Below are 23,652 nucleotides of genomic sequence, written 5' to 3' on the forward strand. Positions count from 1 at the left end.
GGAGAAAAGACAACCTCCATTGCATGGCTTATTATAATGGTGACAAACTATGTTGATTTGATTACCTCTCTGCCCGCCATATCACGCCATCACAACAGGCGGCATGATAATGACTCATCGTGATTATAATTAAAAAACAACCACAGAAAAGATGCAGTTTAAGAGATTAAGATTTTTTGTCATAAAACGTCCTAAATATTGCCTGTTCACAAGCCATTTCATGCCACAACCTATTGAGCCTCGCCCTTAATTCATAACCACATGAAATACAACAAAATAGATCATTATCAATAATTTAAAATCAAAACCAAACAATCAGAAAACCCTATTTTTTCATTTATCTACAGATAAATCCTAAAACATAGAGGCCATTTTCGGTATATTTATCGACAATCACATCCGGTGTATATTAGCGATCATACAACTCCGTTTGAGGAAATGCTTTATTACCTAAAAGTAAGTTAGACAGACCAAAAGAACAATCTGCTTCGCGCAATTATTACCTTTCCCTGATTCAGGATTGAAAGGCGGCCATGTTTTGTCACGAACTCTGGATACAGTTATGGTAAATAGATATGGATAGCTCGTCTCATCACAATAAAACACGCTATTATCGCAACTCCAAATTATCGCTTTCATTTAGCCTGATATTACTGATTCCGGGCCTGGTGCAGGGCGCTCAATCCATATATGAACAACAGATTGAGCAAGCGCGGAGCGGTAATTACTCCGCGTTTCTTATCTATGTTGAACGCTATCAGCAGCATAATGCCTTAAATGCCGGGCAGGTCGCGGACTGGCTACAGGTGGCATCGTGGGCCGGGCGCGATCGTGACGTTATTCAGATTTGGCAACGCTATCAGGTATATATGCCGATTCCGCCACGAGGGGTCGCCGCAGCCGCTCAGTCCGCGCGAAATCTTCAACAGTGGCAAACAGCGCTATCGCTTTGGCAACAGGCCCTTATGCTGGCGCCCGATAATGATGACTATCGTATCGGCTACATTAAAACCCTGGCCGACGCGCGTCAGGACTCTGCGGCGTTGAAAGAGGCGCAGCGCTTGCTCACCGAACGACATACCCCTGCCCATCTGCAAACGCTGGCCTATGTGTATCAACAGCAAGGGAAAGACTGGGATCGGTTATTAAACGATACCCTCGCACTCGTCCATGACCCACACGATAGCGCGATGCTCAGCGAGTGGGTTGCGGCCCTGAGCGATAGCCGAGTTGCTACGCCAGCGCAAGCACACGCGTCGTCGGCGACACTCACGCCCGAGCAGCGTCGGCAGTTGGATCTCAATGCGACGGCAGAAATCGTGCGCCTTGCAGTCCTACCGACCCGCACCGAACAAGAACGCTTCTTTCTGGCGCAGCTGGCGCTCAGCCGCTACGACGTGATGTTAACGCGCTGGAAAGACGATCCCGCTGCGCAGCAGGATGTGATACGCGCCCGTCTCGACAGACTTGGCGCCTTCTATGCCAACGCCGACTATTCGTCGGTGACTCATGAATACCAGACGCTACTCGCCGCAAAGCAAACCGTGCCCGACTGGGCTATCGGCTGGGTTATTTCAGCCTATCTGGAACAAGAAAACGTTTCCGCCGCCCAGACGCTCCTCGCCGAGCATCCGGGCTATATCCCGGACGCTGATGATGACCAGAACGCATTATTTTTCGCCCTGCTGGATACCGGTCAGTACCAGGCCGCCAGGCAATACGTTGCCCGGGTAATGCAGAATACGCCCTGGGCCCGGTACGATTATGGCGATCCCATCGCCCTGCCTAACGATCGCTGGCTGACCGGACAATCGCTCTACGTGCAGTACCTCGCGCAGAGTAACGCGTTACCACAGGCGCAGGCACTTTCCCGCCAGTTGGCTGACTCCGCGCCGGGCAATCAAGGGCTACAAATCGATTACGCCACGGTGCTGCAGGCTCGCGGCCAGCCCAGAGCGGCGGAACGTAAGCTCAAAATGGCAGAGGCGCTGGAACCTGCAAATATCGAACTGGAAAGCCAGCAGGCCTACGTCGCCATGGATCTTCATGAATGGCATCAGCTGGATGTACTGACTGACGATATCATCGCCCGCGGGCCTAAGGATCGCAGCGCGCAGAAGCTGGCCAGGCTGCGCGACATTCAGCATTTTTCAGAGTTACGCATTAACGCTGGTAAGGGACTGTATTCCGACAACCCCATCAGCGGCACGCACGATCTCTCCTGGGATGCCACGCTCTACTCTCCCCCGCAGGCGGACAACTGGCGCGTATTTGCCGGTACCCGCTTTGCACAGGGCCATTTTGATGAGGGCAAAGGCTCCGCGCGTCATCTCTTTGGCGGTCTGGAGTGGCGACCACGTGATTTTTGGGGCGAGGCCGAACTGTCCAGCAATCACTATCACGGCACCAGCAAGCCGGGCGCACGCATCGCTGCAAAATATCGACCAGTTGACAGCTGGCAGTTTGGCGGCGAAATAGAGCGAATCTCCCGCACCACGCCCTTACGGGCGCTGCGTAATGGGATCAGCGCCAACCGCGCAGAGGCTTCAGTGCATTGGTATCAGAATGAACGGCGAGACTACCGCCTCAGTGCCGCAGCTAGCGATTTTTCTGACGGCAACCGTCGGCAGGAATATAGCGTAACCGGCCAGGAACGTCTGTGGCAGAGACCATCAATGACGCTCACCCTTGGCCCGGAAATCTCCGCAAGCGCCAACAGCCTCGCCGACACCCAGTATTACAACCCGGCGCGGGATCTCTCCGCGGCGGCTTCATTGACCGTCGACCACCAGATGTACCGACACTACGACACGCTCTGGAGCCAACAGATCGTCGCCGGTGGCGGCGTCTACTGGCAGAAACAACGGTCCCCAGGCGCTATCACCCTCTTAGGTTACGGGCAACGCGTTCAGTGGAACAACGTCCTTGATACCGGGCTGATGCTTAATTGGGATAAGCGCCCCTACGACGGCAAACGCGAAAGCAATCTCGCCGTCACCTTTGATGCCACTTTACGGTTTTAAGGATGATTATGCTGAACACACGTCTCCGTATCAGCCTGGTTACGATAGGCTGGCTGTGCATGAGCGCAGTCGCTTATGCCAAAGCAATGCCCTTTATTGCCCCGCAGGATCGCGCGCCGCTAGTCGCCAGCCAACCGTGGCCAAAAAACCACTTTCTGGTGCTGGGTTATCACGACGTTGAGGATGATATCGCCGACCAGCGCTACCTGACCGTACGCACCAGCGCGCTCAACGAACAGATTAGCTGGCTACTGCACAACGGCTATCACGCCATCAGCGTACAGGATATTATTGATGCGCATCAATCGCGTAAGACGCTGCCGCCAAAGGCATTTTTGCTAAGTTTCGACGATGGCTACAGCAGCTTTTATACCCGTGTCTGGCCGCTGCTGAAAGCCTGGAATGTCCCCGCGCTGTGGGCGCCGGTCGGCAGTTGGGTCGATACGCCCGCCGGACAGACCGTCAATTTTGGCGGCTTGATGACGCCACGTGAACGTTTTGCCACCTGGCAGATGGTGAGAGAAGTCAGCCGTTCGCCGTTGGTGGAAGTGGGAGCCCATACCTGGGCCTCACACTATGGCATTCCGGCTAACCCACAGGGTAGCCTCGAACCGGCGGTCGCCAATCGGTTCTACGATCGGCAAAGCGGCCGTTATGAAACAGACCAGCAGTTCACCCAGCGCATTAGTGAAGACGTGCGTAAAGTGACCGCGAAAATCGGTGAAGTAACCGGGAAACCGCCACGCGCCTGGGTTTGGCCCTATGGAGAAGCCAACGGAGCGACGCTTGCCATCGCCAAAAAGCACGGTTATCAATTAGCCTTTACGCTGGCCGATGGTCTGGGCGATGCCAGCGACATTGAAAATATCCCTCGCCTGCTCATTTCTGGAAACCCTTCGCTAAAAGCCTTCGCCAGCATGGTGACGCAGGTGCAGGAACCGGAAGTCGTGCGTGTGATGCATGTTGATCTCGACTATCTCTACGACCCGGATGTCGCCCAGCAGACCCGTAATATCGACAAGCTGGTGCAGCGGGTCTACGACATGAAGATCAGCCATGTCTTTCTACAGGCGTTTTCCGACCCACAGGGCGACGGCAACATTAAAGCGCTCTATTTCCCCAATCGCTGGCTCCCCGTACGCGCCGATCTGTTTAACTTCGTCTCCTGGCAGTTGCAGACCCGCGCCAGAGTTAAGGTTTATGCCTGGATGCCAGTGCTGGCATTCGACCTCGCCCCCTCCCTTCCCCGCGTACAACGCTGGGATCCACAAACCGGGCGTACGCTGACCGCCACCGAGCCCTACATCAGACTGTCACCGTGGAGCCCGCAGGCGCGTCGTCAGATAACGGATCTCTATGAAGATCTCGCCCGTTATGCCCCATTCAACGGCATTTTATTTCACGATGATGCCGTGCTTAGCGATTTTGAGGATGCGGGCCCGGCGGCCATTAGCGCGTGGCAACAGTCCGGCTCTTCCTACAGCATCGCCGACATGGCCCGCCACCCTACCGAGCGTCGGGCTTGGACGCGTTTCAAGAGCCAGACACTCGTGACGTTCACTCGTCAATTAAGCCACGCTGCCCAGCGTATTCGTGGCCCCCAGGTCAAAACCGCACGCAATATTTTCGCCCTCCCGCTGCTGGAGCCGGAGAGCGAGGCCTGGTTTGCGCAGAATCTCGACGATTTTCTGGCCGCCTATGACTGGACGGTACCAATGGCCATGCCGTTGATGGAATCCGTTACCCCTGCGCAAGCCGATGACTGGCTGGCTCAGCTGGTTCGCGCGGTGGCGGCTCGTCCCGGCGCGTTAAGCAAAACGATTTTCGAGCTTCAGGCCAAAGACTGGAATCACCGGGCGCAAAATGCTGTCCCCGACGCTCAGTTGGTGGAGTGGATGCAGGTGCTCCAGCTCAACGGTGTGAAAAACTACGGCTACTATCCCGACGATTTCATCGAAAACCAGCCCAACATGGCTCGTATTCGGCCCGCATTCTCTTCGTACTGGTACCCCAAAAATGACTGATCGCCTTATCGCATTTTGTATTTTAGGACTGGTGTTCGGGCTGCCGCTGGGCGTCGCAGCCATTTTTACCGGTGAGTTGATTCTCGATTTCGTGTTCTTCTGGCCACTATTTATGTCGGTACTGTGGGTCACCGGCGGACTTTATTTTTGGTTTCAGCTTGAACGCCGCTGGCCGTGGGATCCCAAAATGCCGCCTCCCGTTCTGCCCGGCGAGCCGCTGATATCGATCCTAATCCCCTGTTTTAACGAAGGGAAGAATGCGCGAGAAACCCTCTGCGCGGCACTGGCACAGCGTTATCCGCATATTGAGGTGATCGCCATCAACGACGGCTCAGCAGATGATACCGCCGAGGTACTTGAACAGCTTGCGCGCGAGCAGCCACGCCTGAGGGTGATTCATCTGGCGGAAAATCAGGGCAAAGCCGTGGCGTTAAAAGCGGGAGCCGCTGCGGCAAGGGGCGATCTGCTGGTGTGTATCGACGGCGATGCCCTGCTCGATAGCGATACGGCGGCCTATCTGGTCGCGCCGCTGATTCAGTACCCGCATGTGGGGGCAGTGACGGGCAATCCACGTATTCGCACGCGATCCACGCTGATTGGCCGTATTCAGGTCGGTGAATTTTCCTCGATTATCGGGCTCATCAAACGCACGCAGCGCATTTATGGCCGGGTATTTACCGTCTCCGGAGTGATTGCCGCTTTCCGTCGACAGGCACTGGCCGACGTGGGTTACTGGAGCCCCGATATGATTACCGAGGACATCGACATCAGCTGGAAGTTACAGCTGCACCACTGGGACATCTTTTTTGAACCACGTGCGCTGTGCTGGATCCTGATGCCTGAGACGCTAAAGGGACTGTGGAAGCAGCGCCTGCGCTGGGCACAAGGCGGCGCGGAAGTTTTCCTGGTTAATCTGCGCAAACTGTTTAGCTGGGAACATCACCGAATGTGGCCCCTGTTTGCGGAATATGCACTCTCCACGCTGTGGGCTTTTGCCTATGCGGTGACGGTACTGCTGTTTCTGCTCAGCTCTCTTTTGCCGCTGCCGGAAAATCTGGCCGTCAGAAGCCTGTTTCCCCCGGAGTTTACCGGCCTGCTGCTGGGGGTGATGTGTTTGCTACAGTTCGCCGTCAGCCTGTTTATTGAACGCCGCTATGAAAAGAAGGTCGCCTTTTCACTGTTCTGGGTGATTTGGTTCCCGATGGTGTACTGGATGATAGGCATGTTCACAACCATCGTCGCCTTCCCGAAAGTCATGCTGAAACGCCAGCGCGCACGCGCGCGTTGGGTGAGTCCCGATCGTGGTAAAGGAAGAATGTGATGAACGAAAATAGCATAATTTTAACCGAACACCGCCTGATGCCCCGCTGCTTTGACGCGGCGTTAACGCTGCTCGCCTGGTGCGGTTTTCTGTTTTTTCTCTACGCCAATCTGCTAATGAAGCTGACCGAAGACGGCGGACAACGCTGGGATACGATGGTCGAGGCGTTTAATACTCTGCTGGTGTACCTGATGATTGCCGCGATCAACGGCTGGCTGTTGATTCTCTGGTATCAATACAACCGTCGGCGAACACATTCCCGACGCCATGCCCGCCTGGCGTCGCTGCAGAGGGACGAACTTGCCCGCAGTTTTAACATTGCGCCGCAGATTATTTCGGAGATGAGCCAGTACAATCTGCTGACGGTCTATCACGACAATATTGGTCGTATTATCGATTTAAAAACCGCGTCTCATCATCGCGGCTAAAAAAAAGCCAGCCTGCGGTAAACGGGCTGGCATTCTTTTCGGCAACAACGATTACTTCAGGTATTCACCGCTGCGCAGCGCTTCAATACGCTTATCCAACGGCGGGTGAGTCATAAACAGCTCACTCAACGATTTGGATTTACCGTTGATGCAGAACGCCATCATACTGCTGGCTTCCTGCGGTTCATAGCTGGTTTTCAAACGCTGCAGCGCCGCAATCATCTTCTCGCGGCCCACCAGCTTCGCCGAACCGGCATCAGCGTGGAATTCGCGATAGCGCGAGAACCACATGGTGATAATGCTCGCCAGAATACCAAACACCAGCTCCAGCACCGTCGCCACCGCGAAGTAAATCAGCGGGTTGCCGTTGCTGCTCTCTTCTCCGTCGTCACGGTTGCCGCCGAGGAAGCCCGCCGCAATCTGCGCAATGACGCGTGAGATAAAGATAACGAAGGTGTTCACAATGCCCTGGATCAGCGTCATGGTCACCATATCACCGTTGGCAATGTGGCTGATTTCATGGGCGATGACCGCTTCAGCTTCGTCACGGCTCATGTTCTGCAACAGGCCAGTACTCACGGCAACCAGCGATGCATCACGGCGTGCGCCGGTAGCAAAGGCGTTGATATCCGGCGCGTGGTACAGCGCAACCTGTGGCATGGCAATCCCTACCTGCTGCGCCTGACGAGCGACGGTTTCCAACAGCCAGCGTTCCTGCTCGTTACGCGGTTGCTCAATGACCTCGCCGCCTACCGATTTCAGCGCCATCCATTTCGACATCATCAATGAAACAATGGAACCGCCGAAACCAAATAGCAGCGCCATAATCAGCAGACCGGTCATGCTGCTCGACTGAATTCCTGTCAGGCTTAGCACCAGCCCAAACACAACCATCACGGCCAGGTTGGTCATCAGGAAAAGCGCGATTCGCATCATAATTTACTTTTAACCTCTTCTTAACAAAACGCACTATGCGATTATCCCTATCGTAGGGGTAATCCGCCGATTTTCAACGATCACGTGAGGCTAAGTCACGAGAAAGACACAACTTTACATTTTGTAGCATCATTGTTGACAAGAACTTGAGGGAGATAAAAAAACAGGCACAATTGCTTGTGCCTGTTGGGGTTACTTGCTTGCCGCCGGTTGTTCAGCGGGCGCGGATTTCTCCAGCTTCGAAAGGTCAACGGCGATATTCACCGTTTCGTCCAGATACGGATCTGGCTCTTTATAGTCTTTCGGTAAATCGTCCAGCTTCTTAATCGGCGGCTTGCCTTCACGCTTGTAGCGATCGTTCACGCGCGCCAGACGAGTCGCATCATCCTCTTCGTTCTCTTTTTCACGCTGGGCGTAATTGAGAGACACGATACTGCGCTTATCTTTCATTGCGTTGAAGTGCGCAATATCTTTAGCGATGTACTGGAACTCAGGATCCTTCGCAATACGATCGGCATGCAGCTTCAGCAACTTAGGCTCAAACGGCGCCATGTCGCCAGACTTCACGTAGGTCGCCGCATTGATGCTATCCCACGGCAGCGCGTTGTCTTCGAACTTCTCACCGGTTTCGGTCTCTTCGTTACCGGTCGGCATCATGATGTCCGGCGTAACGCCTTTACGCTGCGTACTGCCGCCGTTAATGCGGTAGAACTTCTGAATGGTGTACTGAACGGAGCCCAGCGCCGGCCATTCAGGGCGCAGCATTTGATCGTAGATACGGTTCAGAGAGCGATACTGCTGTACGGTGCCTTTACCGAAGGTTGGCTCACCCACGATCAGCGCACGACCGTAGTCCTGCATTGCCGCAGCAAAGATTTCCGACGCCGAGGCGCTGAAGCGGTCAACCAGCACCACCAGCGGCCCTTTGTAATAAACCACGCCGTCATTGTCGCTGTCTTCGCGCACCTTACCGTTGTTATCACGTACCTGCACCACAGGGCCGGACGGAATAAACAGACCGGAAAGCGAGACCGCTTCGGTCAGCGCGCCGCCGCCGTTGCTGCGCAGGTCAATAATAACGCTGCTGACGTTCTGTTTTTCCAGCTTCTGCAGCTGAACCTTCACGTCTTCAGTCAGACCAACGTAGAAGCCCGGAATATCGAGTACGCCAACCTTATTGTTGCCCGTGCCTTTCACCGACATTTTCACCGCGCGATCTTCCAGACGGATACGCTCACGGGTCAGGGTAACAATACGGGTTTTTGAGCCTTTCCCGGCAGGAAGAATTTCAAGGCGTACCTTGCTACCCTTCGGCCCTTTGATCAGCGCAACAACATCATCAAGACGCCAGCCGATCACGTCAACCATGCCTTTACCGGCCTGGCCTACGCCGACGATACGATCGCCCACGCTAATCGCCTTACTCTTCGCCGCCGGGCCGCCTGCCACCATGGAGTTGATCACGGTGTAGTCATCATCCATTTGCAGCACAGCGCCAATCCCTTCCAGAGACAGGCTCATCTCGGTATTGAACTGTTCGGTATTACGCGGTGAAAGGTAGTTGGTATGCGGGTCGATTTCACGGGCGAAGGAAGTCATCGCCAGCGAGAACACGTCTTCGCTGTTGGTTTGCGCCAGGCGACGGATCGCGAACTTATAGCGACGCGCCAGGGTATCGTGAATTTCTTTATCGTCTTTACCGGCGAGCTTGAGGCTCAGCTGGTCATATTTGACTTTGCCGTCCCACAGCGCATTCAGCTCGGCTTGATCCTTCGGCCATGGCGCTTTACTGCGATCCAGGTTGAAGGTGTCATTACCGGTGAAATCCATCGGGCGCTCAAGCACCTTCAACGCATACTCATAGCGCTCAAAGCGACGTTTTTGCGCCAGATTGTAGAGATCGTAAAAGACATCCAGTTTGCCGGAACGAAGCTCGTCGCCAATCTGCCCTTTCTTCGCCGCAAACTGCGCAACGTCGCTGGCCAGCAGCACGTTATGGCTGTAGTCCAGGAGGTTCAGATAGCGGTCAAAAATTTTGGCCGAAAAGGCCTGGTCGAGATCGAACTGGCGGTAGTGAGAACGGGTAAAGCGCGAGGTGACGCGCTCGCTTACCGTGGCGTGCTGAGTCTCTTCCTTAAGCACAGGAAGCTGATCAACACGGGTAATATCTTCCACCGCTAAGGCCTGGCCTGTTATTAATAACAGGCCAGCAAGCGCGGAGAGCCTAAAAAGTTTGTTCATGCCTGGCCCGGCCTCCGTTTCAGAACACCAGGTGTTCTGCGCGTACAATCATTGACATACCAGAAGTAAGCTGAACGCGAACGCCATCCTTGGTGATTTCCAGGATTGTGGCATCCATAGCGTTATTGCCCGCTTTAACTTTCAGGGATTGGCCGACCGTCAGTGCGGACAGATCGGAAACCGGCGTCAGTTTTTCTTCGCGCACTTCGCGAGCCGGTTTAGCGGCTGGTTTTACAGTAGCAGCGCGCGGCTTACGCTCAGCCCCTTCTTTACGGCGTACCGGAGGACGTGGTTTACGCTCACGACGCGGCGCATCGCCTTGCTCACCAGCAGCAGCGGCGGCTTCGCGTTTTTTCGCCTGCTGTTCAGCGCGCTGCGCCTGAACGCGAGCTTTGGCTTCTTCAAGCTGCTGACGTGCGTGCGCGACGTGCTGCTCGTCCAGCTCACCGCAAGGGTTGCCGTCGAGGTCGACGCGAACTGCACCGGCTTTGATACCGTACAGGTAGCGCCAGCTTGAAGTATAAAGACGGAGTGCGGAACGCAGTTGGGTTTTGCTGAGGTTCATCTCCCCTTCAACACGCTCGACGAGATCCTGAAAAATACCGACTTTCAGAGGACGAGCTTCACCTTCCGCGCTGAAGCACTGCGGAAAACGTTCGGCTAAAAATGCGATAACTTCTTTACTGCTATTCAACTTAGGTTGATTTTCCATGAAATTTCCTGATTACAACGGACGTAGCCAACAAGCCGCAGGCATGAACAGGCGACATTATAATGACGTCATCCGTAAATGCTACGTTATCCGTTGATTATCCTGCGACGGGTGCAAAGAATTTTTGGTAATCGGTGGCTTCAAGCACTTTTTGCAGGTGGCCAACCAGTTCACGCAACCCCTGTTCATCCTCTTCGCCAAAGCGCGAGAACACGGTGCTATCGATATCCAACACGCCAATAACCTGGTTATTGACCACCAGCGGCAGCACGATTTCGGCGTTACTGGCAGCATCACAGGCAATGTGCCCATCAAAAGCATGAACATCTTCTACGCGCTGAACGCGATTTTCCGCTACCGCGGTACCGCAAACACCGCGGCCCACCGGGATACGCACGCAGGCAATTTTGCCCTGAAACGGCCCGAGAACCAGCGTATCGCCTTCCAGCAGGTAAAAACCGGCCCAGTTAACGTCGGACAGACGCTCGTACAGCAGCGCGCTGGTATTGGAGATTACCGCTAAGAAACTTGTTTCACCTGCCATTAATGCCTGAAAATCGCGGTTAAGATCCGCGTAAAATTCTGTTTTGCTCATTATTCAATCACTATTGTTTACGATGTTACTGATTCGTTACCTTGCCTGGGCCCTTATAAAATACGCATTAAGTGCGTTCGGGCTCAAGATGAATCCATACTTAGGTTAAGATAGAGTTATACATTCATTTATCAATGTAATAAATGGCACTGAAAACATCACGTATAACGCCGACGAAAAAAATACGAATTCACACGGTCAGCGAACCTTTGCCGTGGGCACATTACCAACGTTGCCCGCAGTGCGATATGCTTTTTCGGTTACCGGTCGTAAAATCATCGCAAAGCGCCTATTGCCCACGCTGTAACGCCAAAGTGCGCGACGGCCGCGACTGGTCGTTAACCCGTCTGGGCGCCATGGCGATTGCCATGCTGCTGCTGATGCCCTTCGCCTGGAGCGAACCGCTGCTGCGGCTGTATCTGCTCGGCGTCCGCATTGACGCCAATCTGCTGCATGGGATCTGGCTGATGACCGATAGCGGACACCCCATCACCGCCGCGATGGTGTTTTTCTGCACCGTCGCCGCTCCCGCGGTGCTGGTGACGTCCATCGCCTATTTGTGGCTCGGTAACATTCTAGGGATGAATCTTCGTCCTGTCCTGCTGATGCTCGATAAATTGAAAGAGTGGGTGATGCTCGACATCTACCTGGTCGGTATCGCCGTGGCCTCGATTAAGGTCCAGGACTACGCGTTCCTGCAACCGGGCCTGGGCCTGCTGGCTTATATCTCGCTGGTGGTGCTCAGTATCCTGACGCTGATTCATCTAAACGTCGAACAGCTTTGGGAACGCTTCTATCCCCAGCGCCCCGCTACGCGGCCCGACGGCGCGCTCCAGGTGTGCCGCAGTTGCCATTATACCGGTTTCCCGGATGCGCGCGGTCGCTGCCGCCGCTGTCATACACCGCTTTATCACCGCGGCAAACACAGTCTGCAAAAAAGCTGGGCGGCGCTGATCAGCTCGATTGTTTTTCTGCTCCCCGCCAACCTGCTGCCTATTTCCATTATCTATGTCAATGGCGGCCGCCAGGACGATACGATTCTTTCCGGGATCCTGTCGCTGGCCAATAGCAACGTGGCGGTGGCGGCGGTAGTCTTTTTTGCCAGTATCCTGGTCCCCTTTACCAAAATTATCGTGATGCTGACGTTGCTTATCAGCATCCACTTTAAGTGCGAACAAGGGTTGCGCACGCGCATCCTGCTGCTGCGTTTTGTCACCTGGATTGGCCGCTGGTCAATGCTCGATCTGTTTGTTATTTCGTTAACCATGTCGCTCATCAATCGCGATCAACTTCTCGCCTTTACGATGGGCCCCGCTGCGTTTTATTTTGGCGCTGCGGTAATATTAACTATTCTTGCTGTTGAATGGCTGGACAGCCGCTTACTTTGGGACGCACATGAGTCAGGAAACGCCCGCTTCACAGACTGAGGCGCGAATTAAAACAAAACGTCGCATTTCACCGTTCTGGCTATTACCGGTCATCGCGCTGATGATTGCCGGCTGGCTTATCTGGAACAGCTACGAAGACCGGGGAGCGACCATCACCATCGACTTTATGTCGGCGGATGGTATTGTTCCCGGCCGCACGCCGGTACGCTTCCAGGGCGTTGAGGTGGGAACGGTTCAGGATATCCGTCTGGCCCGTGACCGCAGCAAAATTGAAGTCCGCGCCAGCATCAAAAGCGATATGGAAGACGCACTGCGAGCAGATACCCAATTCTGGCTGGTCACGCCGAAAGCCTCTCTCGCGGGTGTTTCCGGGCTGGATGCGCTGGTCGGCGGTAACTATATCGGCATGATGCCCGGTAAAGGCGAACCGCGTGATCATTTCACCGCCCTCGACACACAGCCGAAATACCGTCTGAACAACGGCGAGCTGATGATCCACCTGCACGCGCCGGACCTCGGTTCGCTCAATACCGGGTCGTTGGTTTACTTCCGCAAAATTCCGGTTGGCCGCGTCTACGACTACACGATCAATCCGAATAATCAGGGCGTCACCATTGACGTGCTGATCGAGCGCCGTTTCACCAATCTGGTGAAAAAAGGCAGCCGCTTCTGGAATGTCTCCGGCGTGAAAGCCGACGTTGGCCTTAGCGGCGCGAAGGTGCAACTGGAGAGTCTGGCCGCGCTGGTTAACGGTGCGATTGCTTTCGACTCGCCATCCGATTCCCAGGCCGCCGGGCAGAACGATGAGTTTGGCCTCTATGAAGATCTGGCCCACAGCCAGCGCGGCGTGCTTATTCAGCTGCAGTTGCCGAACGGCGATGGGCTGAAGGCGGGATCGACGCCGATGCTGTATCAGGGGCTGGAAGTCGGTCAGCTGACAAAAATGACGCTTAATCCGGACAGTTCGGTGACCGGCGAAATGACCGTCGACCCGAGCGTGGTATCGCTGCTGCGCGAAAATACGCGCATTGAACTCCGTCAACCGAAGCTATCGCTGGAAAACACCAATCTAAGTCAGTTGCTCACTGGCAGTACCTTTGAGTTGGTGCCGGGTGAAGGCGCGCCTAAGGATCGCTTTACCGTACTCGCTGCGGATAAAACACTGTTGCAGCAGCCCGGCGTATTGACGCTAACGCTGACCGCGCCTGAGAGCTATGGCATCGACGCCGGGCAACCTATCATGCTGCATGGCGTGCGCATCGGCCAGGTCATGGAGCGTACGCTGAATGCCAAAGGTATCAGTTTCGCCATCGCCATCGATCCGCAATACCGTGACCTGCTGCACGGTGACAGCAAGTTTGTCGTGAACAGCAAAATGGACGTCAAAGTCGGTATCGACGGCGTAGAGTTCCTCGGGGCCAGCGCCAATGAATGGCTGAGCGGCGGCATTCGCATTTTGCCCGGGGAAAAGGGAGCGATGAAAGCCAGCTACCCGCTGTTCGCCAATCTGGAAAAAGCACAGGAAAATAATCTTAGCGATTTCCCGACGACCACGTTGATGCTCACCGCCGACACGCTGCCGGATATTCAGACCGGCTCCGTCGTGCTATACCGTAAGTTTGAGGTGGGTGAAATCACCTCCGTACAACCGCGCGCCAACGCGTTTGATATCGCGGTGCATATTAAGCCGGAATACCGTTCGCTGCTGACCCCGAACAGCGTGTTCTGGGCCGAAGGCGGCGCGAAAGTGCAGTTGAACGGCAGCGGGCTGACGGTGCAGGCTTCCCCGCTTTCACGGGCGTTAAAAGGCGCAGTCAGCTTTGATAACATCAGTGAAGCGAATAATGGAACCCGCAAGGGCGACAAGCGCGTCCTGTTCCCTTCAGAAACCGCCGCGCGCGCCGTTGGTGGGCAGATCACCCTGCATGCCTTTGATGCGGATAAACTGTCTGCGGGTATGCCGATTCGTTATCTCGGCATCGATATCGGGCAGGTACAAAGTCTGGATCTCAATGCCTCGCGCAATGAAGTGCAGGCCAGCGCGGTTCTTTACCCTGAGTATGTGAATACCTTCGCCCGCCGCGGTACCCGTTTCTCCGTGATCACACCGCAAATCTCAGCGGCCGGCGTTGAACACCTGGATACCCTGCTCCAGCCGTACGTCAACGTTGAGCCGGGTCACGGCGAGCTGCGTCGCGATTTTGAACTTCAGGAGGCGACCATTTCCGATTCACGCTACCTCAACGGCCTGAACGTGGTCGTGGAAGCGCCGGAATCCGGTTCGTTGAGTATCGGTACACCGGTGCTGTTCCGGGGAATCGAAGTCGGTACCGTTACCGGCCTGCATCTCGGTAGCCTCTCTGACCGGGTGATGATTGAAATGCGCATCGGCCAGCGCTATCAGCATCTGGTGCGTAACAACTCGGTCTTCTGGCTGGCTTCCGGCTACAGTCTCGACTTTGGCCTGATTGGCGGTGTGGTGAAGACCGGCACCTTCAATCAGTTCATTCGTGGCGGTATCGCTTTCGCCACGCCGCCAGGAACGCCTCTGGCACCGAAGGCGCAGGAAGGCAAACACTTCCTGCTGCTCGAGTCCGAGCCGAAAGAGTGGCGCGAATGGGGTACCGCGCTGCCGCGTTAACGCCCTCCCTCACGCGCCGGTGTCCCGTCACCGGCGCGTTTTATGATAGACTGCGCGCTCTTTATCTCCTTGTGGTATTCGCCAGTGGCTCAAAACTCTGTCTATTTTCCTGATGAATTCCTCGCGCAGATGCGTGAGGCCATGCCGGCTCATCTCTCGTTTGACGCATTCCTTGCCGCCTGCCAGCGCCCGCTGCGTCGCAGTATTCGCGTGAATACGCTGAAAATCACGGTTGATGATTTCCTCACCCTGGTCGCCCCTTATGGCTGGCAACTGACCCCGGTCCCCTGGTGTGCGGAAGGCTTCTGGATTGAGCGTGATGACGAGGACGCACTGCCGCTGGGCAGCACCGCTGAACATCTGAGCGGGCTATTTTATATTCAGGAAGCCAGTTCCATGCTGCCGGTAGCGGCACTGTTTGCCGACGGACTGCAGCCGGTTCGGGTAATGGACGTTGCCGCGGCCCCGGGCTCGAAGACTACACAGATTGCCGCCAGAATGGGCAACCGCGGTATGCTGCTGGCCAACGAATTCTCCGCCAGCCGGGTCAAAGTGCTGCACGCCAATATCAGCCGTTGCGGCATCAGCAATACCGCGCTCACACACTTTGACGGCCGCGTGTTCGGCGCCGCCTTACCCGAGTGCTTTGATGCCATCCTGCTCGATGCCCCCTGTTCCGGCGAAGGCGTGGTGCGTAAAGATCCCGATGCGTTGAAGAACTGGTCGCTGGCGAGTAACCAGGCGATCGCCGAAACCCAACGCGAGCTGATCGACAGCGCTTTCCACGCGCTGCGTCCGGGCGGCACACTGGTCTACTCGACCTGTACGCTGAACCGGGACGAGAACGAGTCGGTCGTCGCCTGGCTGCTGGCGCGTTATCCGCAGGAAGTCGAGGTTATGCCTTTGGGTGAACTCTTCGCTAGCGCTGACCAGGCATTGACGCCTGAAGGCTTCCTGCACGTGTTCCCACAAATTTATGACTGTGAAGGATTCTTCGTCGCGCGACTGCGTAAGACCGCGGCGATTGAAGCGCTGCCAGCGCCGGGCTACAAGGTGGGTAAATTCCCGTTCACCCCGATGAAAACGCGAGAATCCGCTGCCGTTGAGAGTGCAGCGCGCAGCGTGGGCATTGAATGGGATGAGGCGCTAACGCTCTGGCAGCGCGACAAAGAGGTTTGGCTGTTCCCTACCGAAATCGCGCCGCTGCTGGGTAAAGTTCGTTTTTCCCGTATTGGGCTGAAACTTGCCGAAACGCACAACAAAGGTTTTCGCTGGCAGCACGAAGCGGTCGTTGCGCTGGCTAATACGCAAAAGCTGGGGCATGAACTGACGCTGGAAGAAGCGCAGGAATGGTATCGTGGCCGCGACGTCTATCCGCAACAGCCGCCCGCTCACGACGACGTGATTGTCACCTTCCAGGGATTCCCGCTGGGGCTGGCAAAGCGCATTGGTTCACGATTGAAAAACAGTTATCCCCGCGAATTGGTACGAGATGGGAAACTGTTCGCCAGCAGGTCGGAGTAGCGGACAAAAAAAGCGCACTTTTTAACTGGCGTAATTCTCGACGTTGACTACGCTGAAAAGGTACGGCCTAACTGGTCGTACCACAACGGTCAGCAGATTAACGGAGAGCATGATGAGTAAAACCAGCGTACGCATTGGCGCATTCGAAATTGATGACGCCGTGCTGCATGCCGATCAACACGGCGAGCGAACGTTAAGTATCCCTTGTAAGTCCGATCCCGATTTATGTATGCAGTTGGATGCCTGGGACGCCGACACCAGCATCCCGGCCCTTCTTGATGGCGAACGTTCCGTTCTTTATCGCAAGCACTACGATCAACCGTCCGATGCCTGGGTTATGCGGCTTGTCTAACCCAAAAGGAACCCGCCCACAGGCGGGTTATTTATTTAGCGTGCGGCACCACAGTGTACAATGATGCTTGACCATGAGGTCGGGTTTTAAAGCGGCGATGCACCCACAGATATTGCTCCGGTGCCCGTAAAATCTCACGCTCGATAATTTTATTCATATAGCTGGCAGCGGGGATCTCATCCCCACTCGGATAGTCTGTCATCGCTTCGCTGATATGCAGGGTATAACCTTTCTGGCAAGGTTTACGCACCATGGTCACCGTCAGCATGGCTGCGCCGGAAAGACGTGACAGTACGTTTGTTCCATTGGTGGTTGCCGCCTCGTTGACGGAGAAAAACGGCGCAAAAACGCTGCCTTTCGGGCCGTAGTCCTGATCGGGCGCGAACCATACCGCTTCACCGGCCTTCAGCGCCTGCACCAGACCCCGCAAGTTACGACGGTCAATCATCGCTTTATTCGAACGCAGACGCCCGGTAGTCTGCACCCATTCCATTAGCGGATCGTTGTGCGGACGATAGGTCGCCATCATCGGACGACACAGCCCCATCGCACGGCCACCCAGCTCCAGAGACATGAAGTGAACGCCAACCACCATAACGCCGCGCTGTTCTTTCAACGCGTTCATCAGGTTGGCGTACCCTTCCACATCAAACCATTTTTTGACGCGGGCATCGCTCCAGAACCAGGCCATCCCGGTTTCAATCAGCCCCATGCCCAGAGACATAAAGTTTTGCTCGATCAGCTTCTCACGGTCCGCGGCATCCATATGCGGGAAACAAAGTTCAATATTACGTGCCGCAATCTGCTCCCGGCGTTTTAGAAAGCGTCGGGATGCTTTACCCAGCGACGTGCCAAGGAGATGTAAAACGGGGTAAGGTAACTGTACAACCAGCCACAAGGCGGCCAGAGCGAACCACTTCAGCCCGTTGCGCGGGTGAAGTAAAGCGGTATCAAAATTTTTAAACATCATTCTTTCCAGCAACGAAATGCAAGGGTAACACTTAAGGAGAATCGATTCCGTTCATTCATCTTTATGCGTTTGTGTATATGTTGGACCCTGCTGCATTCGACAAATTCACTTCCCGGACGTTTATTTACAAACGGCTGGTATCAGAGGTATGAGGCGGGGGTGGCAGGCTGTGGCTCAACTCGCCGCAAGCATGCGCCTTTTTGCTGCAAAAAAATAGAGAATTTAATTCACATTACAAAATTATTTTTTTAATGCTAACTTTTCATATTATTAGCGGGTTATGAAACTTTTAACGTAATGATTTTAATCATTTTTCTTTTTATCAGTGCGACAACGCGTGATGTTTTGACTCTCGGTTATGTTTGGAACAGCACTTAAAGAAATCGGGTAAGATTCCTGGTTACCCTCACCTTCCCTGCGCACATGAGTGATAAGAAAATTCTTCTTTGCGATCAAATTTTCGCGGATGAATCTTCAGTAAGCGTTAAGATAAGGGTTCAATCGAGTTGGCCCACCTGCAACTCAAAAGATGAAGGGAGTAATCAGAACATAATGCAGCGTCAGAACGTCTCATCATCAAGAATTAAATCAATTGGTTATGATGCAAAGCAAAAAACACTGGAAATAGAGTTCTTCAGTTCAGGCATTTACCAGTATGTCGGCGTCACCTCAAAAACGTACGAAACATTTCTCAGCGTGAAGTCAAAAGGACGCTTTTTTGATGGGGTTATTAAAGACAAATTCCTCTGCCGAAAAATAGGCTGAGCACCCATCAGGATTTGCATACTGCACATCGCCATAATAGAAAACAAAAAGCCAGCGGTTAGGCTGGCTGAGTGGCTAAGATACGTGGTGCTGTGACCAGTATCAACTCCCTTTGTAAGTCGAGTATCCGTACTGACTTAGCAAGAGAGGAATATGAAGCTTTTCGTTTGTCTTCGTCACGGTGAACAACACCGGCACCTCAGGGAAGAATGAGGATAGCTTTTCGCGCTTAAAATAATCGCCTGTTTTGAACGTCACTCTGTACACCCCCGGCTGCATATCCTTGTCTTCAGGGTACAAGGACTTAATACGGCCATCGCTATCTGTTTTCCCTTGCGCAAGCATATCCCAACCTGTCGACTGTTGTTTTTCCAGAGTGACATCAACGTCTTTTGAAGGGATTCCTGTTTGCTGGTTGAGAATATGAACGCTAAGGGTTCCTGCAGGCGCACTAAACGCAGCCGGTGCGAAGACCGCGGTAGACAGCAACATCAGACTCATTATTTTGTTCATTTTTTCTTCCTGTGATTAAAGACACAGGTCAAGCTTAAACATGTTTTTGACAAAGAAAATTCAACTTTTTGTTATGATTTCTTCAGCACACAAAAACAGCTGTTTTTACTCTTTAGCACATCAGACTAGACGGCAACGCTCGGTGCTCTATCGCTGCCCCTGACGGTTGCAGTTTCATTAAACACCATATTGGTTTTGCAAAAAATACACTTTGCGCCAAATGGATTTTTCTCTGAAACATCAAATACTGATGTTCGATATTGGGAGCCATGACAACATGGGCACCGAAAATGAATATTTAAATTCATAAGATATACCTCTTAAGGGTAGAGACTTCACTTTGTGTTTCAACAACATTGCATTCATTGAAATTTTAACTTTATGCAATAAAACACCAGCGATGCTCTGAATAAATGTGTAGGGTGTCAGCCCTTTGAACCAGGAAATATCTGACACAGAAAAATTCTGACGCCAGACCTTGCTAAATGGCAAACTCAACATTGCGCCCTTCAAACAGGGTATTTAAATCATTTCCCTGAAACGCAGATATTGTACGTTGAATTCAAAGAGAGAAGATATCAGCGATAGCGCCAGACGATGAGGACTACTCAGTAGAATGTTTTACGTTGAATGCATTGCAAACTGCCATTACCATTAATGGCATGTTCCGCGATGATTAGCAAATTTTATTTTAGCCGTCCAGCAGTCTTTATTGAAATATGGCGATAAAATTCGCTTTTTATTTTTTTAAGCGTATAGTTTGCCCGAGTTTTTTTAAAAGGAATCTATTTGTCTCGTAAAATGACAGGAATTGTCAAAAGTTTTGATGCCCTCAGCGGCAAAGGTTTTATCACCCCATCAGATGGTCGAAAAGACGTTTTACTCCATATCTCCGCAGTGTATAGCAGTGAATCCGAATCCCTGATACCTGGCGTCCGCGTTGAGTTTTGTCGTATCAACGGTCTGAAAGGACCGACGGCGGCGAACATCTACCTATCCTGATCTTCTACCGTTCATCGCACTTTCGCAGCTTATCAGACTGCCCCTTATACAAAGGCACGTGATGATGACATCCCCCCCGACAGGCAGAACACAAAAATTTAACAATAACGCAAAAAGATCTGGACGGGCGTGGTGCTGAGTATGATATGGTTTAGAGAGCATATGGAGATTGCAGGAGATTTTCATCGGGTGGGGAAAACCCCCGATGTAAATAACCAATAGAATGATACAGATAAAAAGAGACCGAATACGATTCCTGTATTCGGTCCAGGGAAATGGCTCTTGGGAGAGAGCCGTGCGCTAAAAGTTGGCATTAATGCAGGCTAAGTCGCCTTGCTTTATAAGAATAGATGACCGTGACAGCTTTTCCAGTCCACAGGCCTGGTGAGTGGAAAATTTTCGTCGAATAAACGGCATAGCAAAAAAAAAACCGCAACCATTCAGCGAGAATAGTTGCGGTTTTTTATTGAATATTAAAGAGATTTGCTATGTATCAGCAAAGTTTCTCTGCGCGCTCGATAAATGGCGCAAGGCTCATTTTCACCCCGGGCTGATTCGGATCGTCAATCTGAATTACGCTCAACGGCTGCGCCTGAGTCTTACCGGCCTTTACCTGCTGCTCTGCCACATCGTTCAGCGGATACTGCACCAGTGTGCTCGGGTTAATCACATACAGCGCATTATCCGCACGGCAAGTCAGCATGACCTCTTCGCGATTAAATGCCCACTTCTCTTTTCCCACCTCGAAGCGGCTGACGGTAATGACCTGCGCTGCCAGCGCGCTGCTGGCAGTGGTTAACAACAACAAAGAGAGAATAATCTTTTTCATAATTCGCCAGTTCAATTAAAAAGGTTCCCAGGTGGCAAAAAGGCTGACGCACGCCAGCACCAGCGCCGCCAAAACAATTTCCACCTGCGTGGTACGTAAAAAGACGCGCTGCGCCCATCCATTCGCCGCCGTCATCCTCGGCACCAGTAAATAGCGGTTAAACAGCGCCATGATAATCATCAGTGCGACCAATCCCACTTTCACCCACAGCGCAACGCCGTACGGAGTCGAGGCGGTGAAACCACCCTGAATCATCCAGATATTGACCAGCCCCGTTGCTACCGCACCTGCCACGGCAAGATGCCCATAACGGGAGTAACACATCATCGTCGTAATGGCGAGCTTGCGCCAGCGGCCTTTTGCCAACCGCAAACAGTACAAAAAGGGGACCAGCCCGCCGGCCCACGCCGCAGCGCAAAGTAGATGCGCGGCGTGATTAATGCGCTGTGCCACCCCGACGGCGCCTTCATACATCGCCGCATGGCCAACGCCAGCCAGCAGAATAAACTGCGCGACGCACAGAAGCAAAAGTCGCCGCATCATCTGCCGTGGCTGTACACACGCTATACCCAGCGCCACCCACGCCAGCACGATTTCCCACAGCCAGACGCTGCCAAACTGCGTATGCAGTACGGCCTGCCAGACCTCCGGGCGCCAGGTGTCTGACCACCCCTCCCCCATTAGCCCACCTTGCGCCACCAGCATCAGCATAGCCGACAGCACACTCAGCCCTAACGAGCTACGCAACAGCTGGGAAAAACGCTGTATCAACAGTCGGCGTAGTTCAGATGGCGCCCACCAGCCCGCGTAAAGCGTGCAGCCGAAGGCCACCATCAGCGAGGCAAAATGAATAAATCGCAGACCAATATAGAGTGCCGCTAGCATGGTTACTTCACGCTAAACTGGTACTGACCTTTCGTTTTGTGCCCGTCAACCGACACCACGTGCCACTCAACGGTATACAGACCAGGCGTCAGCGTTTGGGATAACGGAACAATCAGCTGCGTTTTGTCATTTTCGCTGCGCGTCGCCTTGCCTGTGTCAACAACCTGTTGCTCCGGGCCGATCAGCTTAACGCCGCTAAAGTTAGCCTCAATACCTTCAGAAAAATTAAGCGTCAGCGTTTGCGGCGTCGACGTGATTTCAGCATTGGCGGCAGGTGTTTGTTGTTGCAGGTGAGCGTGAGCCCATACGGGCGAGGAGCCGAAGGCACTCAGAAGAAGCAGTGTGGCGCAGAGCGTGCGAGGCGCGGTGAATTTCATTTCCATCATTCCCTTTTGTTATCAATATAAGTCAAAGAATAACGCTGTATAATGTTCACGTCGAGATGAGCGCCCTCCGGACTTGCCATTTTGCGAGACTCTTAGTAACTTTTGCGCGTATTCCCAAGGAGAAAACCATGCAAACCAATCTGGCTGCCCTGCCTCAGCAGGAAATGGATAAAGTTAACGTCGATCTTGCCGCAGCGGGCGTTGCCTTCAAAGAGCGATATAACATGCCGGTTGTAGCCGAAGTCGTCGAGCGTGAACAGCCAGCGCACCTGCGCGACTGGTTTCGCGAGCGGCTCATTGCGCATCGTTTAGCATCGGTAAACCTTTCCCGCCTGCCGTACGAACCGAAACAGAAATAATTATTACTGTTAGTTACAATTCCTTACATCAGACTTGTTACTATTGTCCGGAATAAAACTCGCTGACAACGTGTTGAAGGACGCAACGATGCTGACATGGACTATTGCTGCAGCGCAATATGCGCCCCGAAGGGGAGATATCGCAGATAACATCACCCACCATTTGCGCTTTATTGACGCCGCAGCCGAACAGGCGTGTAAAGTGCTCATTTTTCCTGAACTCTCCCTTACCGGCCCCAACGACGAGCACACGCTCCCCGCGCCGCCATGTGATAGCCAGCTGCAACCGCTGCGCGATGCCGCGCAGCGCCACAGGATGACCATCATTGCCGGGCTGCCAATGGAGAACGCGGGCAAACGTATTAAGGGAATCGTGATTTTCGCGCCCGATGCCGACGCGCCGATTAAGCAACAGCAGGGGCACGGTACTTGCCTGGCGCCAGAATCGGATCAGGTCAGCGTCTTTGAGCTAAACCACGAAGGTTGTGAGCTTTCCCCTCAGGCCTCGCTGCTGGCGACCGTCAGCTGCATGGCGGAACCACAGCAGCAGCGTATCACCCAACGTCTGCAGCGGTTTGCGCATAAGTACGCTATCGCGGTATTGAAGTCGAATTACGCCAGCGGAACCTTTTCCGGAGGCAGCGCGCTGTGGGATGAGAATGGCCAGTTGATCGTTCGGGCCGACAGCGGAGAATTGCTGCTCACCGGCAGAAAAAGCGCTCAGGGTTGGCAAGGCGAGATCATTCCATTACGCTAGT

The 23,652-nt window shown here is 53.7% G+C and carries 22 protein-coding genes; 12 read left to right on the forward strand and 10 right to left on the reverse strand.

Annotated elements, in window-relative coordinates; all coding sequences use genetic code 11:
• Positions 1-575 precede the first annotated feature (575 nt).
• The 4 genes from pgaA to pgaD are packed head-to-tail and all read left to right on the forward strand — an operon-like array spanning position 576 to position 6,796.
• Positions 576-3,023, forward strand: a complete 2,448-nt coding sequence (gene pgaA / locus ACW14G_RS09430) for a poly-beta-1,6 N-acetyl-D-glucosamine export porin PgaA (protein WP_249023110.1) — start codon at positions 576-578, stop codon at positions 3,021-3,023.
• Between the two features lie 8 nt (positions 3,024-3,031).
• Positions 3,032-5,047 carry a poly-beta-1,6-N-acetyl-D-glucosamine N-deacetylase PgaB gene (gene pgaB, locus ACW14G_RS09435; RefSeq protein ID WP_249023109.1) on the forward strand — a complete coding sequence of 672 codons (2,016 nt, stop codon included), beginning with the start codon at positions 3,032-3,034 and terminating at the stop codon, positions 5,045-5,047.
• Positions 5,040-6,368, forward strand: a complete 1,329-nt coding sequence (pgaC, locus tag ACW14G_RS09440; protein ID WP_347290365.1) for a poly-beta-1,6-N-acetyl-D-glucosamine synthase — start codon at positions 5,040-5,042, stop codon at positions 6,366-6,368. Before pgaB ends, pgaC begins: the two co-directional genes overlap by 8 nt.
• Positions 6,368-6,796: a poly-beta-1,6-N-acetyl-D-glucosamine biosynthesis protein PgaD gene (gene pgaD, locus ACW14G_RS09445; RefSeq protein WP_223802817.1), complete on the forward strand. Its 429-nt coding sequence runs from the start codon at positions 6,368-6,370 to the stop codon at positions 6,794-6,796. The genes pgaC and pgaD overlap by 1 nt, the downstream gene beginning before the upstream one ends.
• A 51-nt stretch (positions 6,797-6,847) precedes the next feature.
• Here pgaD and htpX read toward each other — a convergent pair whose 3' ends face one another.
• The 4 genes from htpX to ACW14G_RS09465 form a co-directional block, all read right to left on the reverse strand.
• Complete coding sequence (gene htpX / locus ACW14G_RS09450) at positions 6,848-7,732, reverse strand: protease HtpX (protein WP_163447998.1); 885 nt, start codon at positions 7,730-7,732, stop codon at positions 6,848-6,850.
• 192 nt (positions 7,733-7,924) lie between these two features.
• Positions 7,925-9,973, reverse strand: coding sequence for a carboxy terminal-processing peptidase (gene prc / locus ACW14G_RS09455; RefSeq protein WP_455648568.1), 2,049 nt, complete (start codon positions 9,971-9,973; stop codon positions 7,925-7,927).
• A gap of 19 nt (positions 9,974-9,992) precedes the next feature.
• Entirely contained in the window at positions 9,993-10,685 is a 693-nt protein-coding gene (proQ, locus tag ACW14G_RS09460) for an RNA chaperone ProQ (protein ID WP_249023106.1), read from the reverse strand.
• A 97-nt stretch (positions 10,686-10,782) separates the two neighbouring features.
• The gene (locus ACW14G_RS09465; protein WP_167575585.1) at positions 10,783-11,280 is read right to left on the reverse strand and encodes a GAF domain-containing protein; all 498 of its coding nucleotides are present in this window, start codon (positions 11,278-11,280) and stop codon (positions 10,783-10,785) included.
• A gap of 143 nt (positions 11,281-11,423) precedes the next feature.
• On the opposite strand from ACW14G_RS09465, the gene yebS reads away from it, so the two are divergent.
• From yebS to ACW14G_RS09485, 4 genes are all read left to right on the forward strand, one after another.
• A complete protein-coding gene (gene yebS / locus ACW14G_RS09470) occupies positions 11,424-12,707 on the forward strand; it encodes a membrane integrity lipid transport subunit YebS (protein ID WP_163447994.1) in 1,284 nt (427 codons plus the stop codon).
• The gene (locus tag ACW14G_RS09475; RefSeq protein WP_223802818.1) at positions 12,676-15,309 is read left to right on the forward strand and encodes a PqiB family protein; all 2,634 of its coding nucleotides are present in this window, start codon (positions 12,676-12,678) and stop codon (positions 15,307-15,309) included. The genes yebS and ACW14G_RS09475 overlap by 32 nt, the downstream gene beginning before the upstream one ends.
• Positions 15,310-15,393: 84 nt before the next feature.
• Positions 15,394-16,833, forward strand: coding sequence for a 16S rRNA (cytosine(1407)-C(5))-methyltransferase RsmF (rsmF, locus tag ACW14G_RS09480; protein ID WP_163447992.1), 1,440 nt, complete (start codon positions 15,394-15,396; stop codon positions 16,831-16,833).
• A gap of 112 nt (positions 16,834-16,945) precedes the next feature.
• Positions 16,946-17,185, forward strand: a complete 240-nt coding sequence (locus tag ACW14G_RS09485) for a YebV family protein (RefSeq protein ID WP_163447991.1) — start codon at positions 16,946-16,948, stop codon at positions 17,183-17,185.
• A gap of 31 nt (positions 17,186-17,216) precedes the next feature.
• Here ACW14G_RS09485 and lpxP read toward each other — a convergent pair whose 3' ends face one another.
• The gene (gene lpxP, locus ACW14G_RS09490; protein ID WP_163447990.1) at positions 17,217-18,152 is read right to left on the reverse strand and encodes a kdo(2)-lipid IV(A) palmitoleoyltransferase; all 936 of its coding nucleotides are present in this window, start codon (positions 18,150-18,152) and stop codon (positions 17,217-17,219) included.
• A 555-nt stretch (positions 18,153-18,707) separates the two neighbouring features.
• Here lpxP and ACW14G_RS09495 point away from each other — a divergent pair.
• Positions 18,708-18,920, forward strand: a complete 213-nt coding sequence (locus tag ACW14G_RS09495) for a KTSC domain-containing protein (protein WP_167575581.1) — start codon at positions 18,708-18,710, stop codon at positions 18,918-18,920.
• Positions 18,921-19,022: 102 nt separating this feature from the next.
• On the opposite strand, the gene uraH is transcribed toward ACW14G_RS09495, so the two are convergent.
• The gene (uraH, locus tag ACW14G_RS09500) at positions 19,023-19,433 is read right to left on the reverse strand and encodes a hydroxyisourate hydrolase (protein ID WP_167575580.1); all 411 of its coding nucleotides are present in this window, start codon (positions 19,431-19,433) and stop codon (positions 19,023-19,025) included.
• A 125-nt stretch (positions 19,434-19,558) separates the two neighbouring features.
• Positions 19,559-19,741: a cold shock small protein YmcF gene (gene ymcF, locus ACW14G_RS09505; RefSeq protein WP_249023105.1), complete on the reverse strand. Its 183-nt coding sequence runs from the start codon at positions 19,739-19,741 to the stop codon at positions 19,559-19,561.
• 481 nt (positions 19,742-20,222) lie between these two features.
• Here ymcF and cspF point away from each other — a divergent pair, with 481 nt between their 5' ends.
• Positions 20,223-20,435: a cold shock-like protein CspF gene (gene cspF, locus ACW14G_RS09510; RefSeq protein ID WP_223802821.1), complete on the forward strand. Its 213-nt coding sequence runs from the start codon at positions 20,223-20,225 to the stop codon at positions 20,433-20,435.
• 493 nt (positions 20,436-20,928) lie between these two features.
• Here cspF and ACW14G_RS09515 read toward each other — a convergent pair whose 3' ends face one another.
• Genes ACW14G_RS09515 through yobA form a run of 3 tightly spaced genes read right to left on the reverse strand, consistent with a single transcriptional unit; the run spans position 20,929 to position 22,526 of the window.
• Positions 20,929-21,267 carry a YebY family protein gene (locus ACW14G_RS09515; protein ID WP_163448017.1) on the reverse strand — a complete coding sequence of 113 codons (339 nt, stop codon included), beginning with the start codon at positions 21,265-21,267 and terminating at the stop codon, positions 20,929-20,931.
• A 12-nt stretch (positions 21,268-21,279) separates the two neighbouring features.
• Positions 21,280-22,149 (reverse strand): copper homeostasis membrane protein CopD, encoded by an 870-nt coding sequence (copD, locus tag ACW14G_RS09520; protein ID WP_249023104.1) that lies wholly within the window; start codon positions 22,147-22,149, stop codon positions 21,280-21,282.
• A 2-nt stretch (positions 22,150-22,151) separates the two neighbouring features.
• Positions 22,152-22,526, reverse strand: coding sequence for a CopC domain-containing protein YobA (yobA, locus tag ACW14G_RS09525; RefSeq protein ID WP_167575576.1), 375 nt, complete (start codon positions 22,524-22,526; stop codon positions 22,152-22,154).
• A 137-nt stretch (positions 22,527-22,663) separates the two neighbouring features.
• Between yobA and ACW14G_RS09530 the strand changes: the two genes are divergently transcribed.
• Together ACW14G_RS09530 and ACW14G_RS09535 are read left to right on the forward strand one after the other, a co-directional pair.
• Positions 22,664-22,894 carry a DNA polymerase III subunit theta gene (locus tag ACW14G_RS09530; RefSeq protein WP_064544733.1) on the forward strand — a complete coding sequence of 77 codons (231 nt, stop codon included), beginning with the start codon at positions 22,664-22,666 and terminating at the stop codon, positions 22,892-22,894.
• An 88-nt stretch (positions 22,895-22,982) separates the two neighbouring features.
• The gene (locus tag ACW14G_RS09535) at positions 22,983-23,651 is read left to right on the forward strand and encodes a carbon-nitrogen hydrolase family protein (RefSeq protein ID WP_163447984.1); all 669 of its coding nucleotides are present in this window, start codon (positions 22,983-22,985) and stop codon (positions 23,649-23,651) included.
• Position 23,652: the final 1 nt, after the last annotated feature.

It is taken from the genome of Kluyvera sp., from assembly GCF_965301105.1.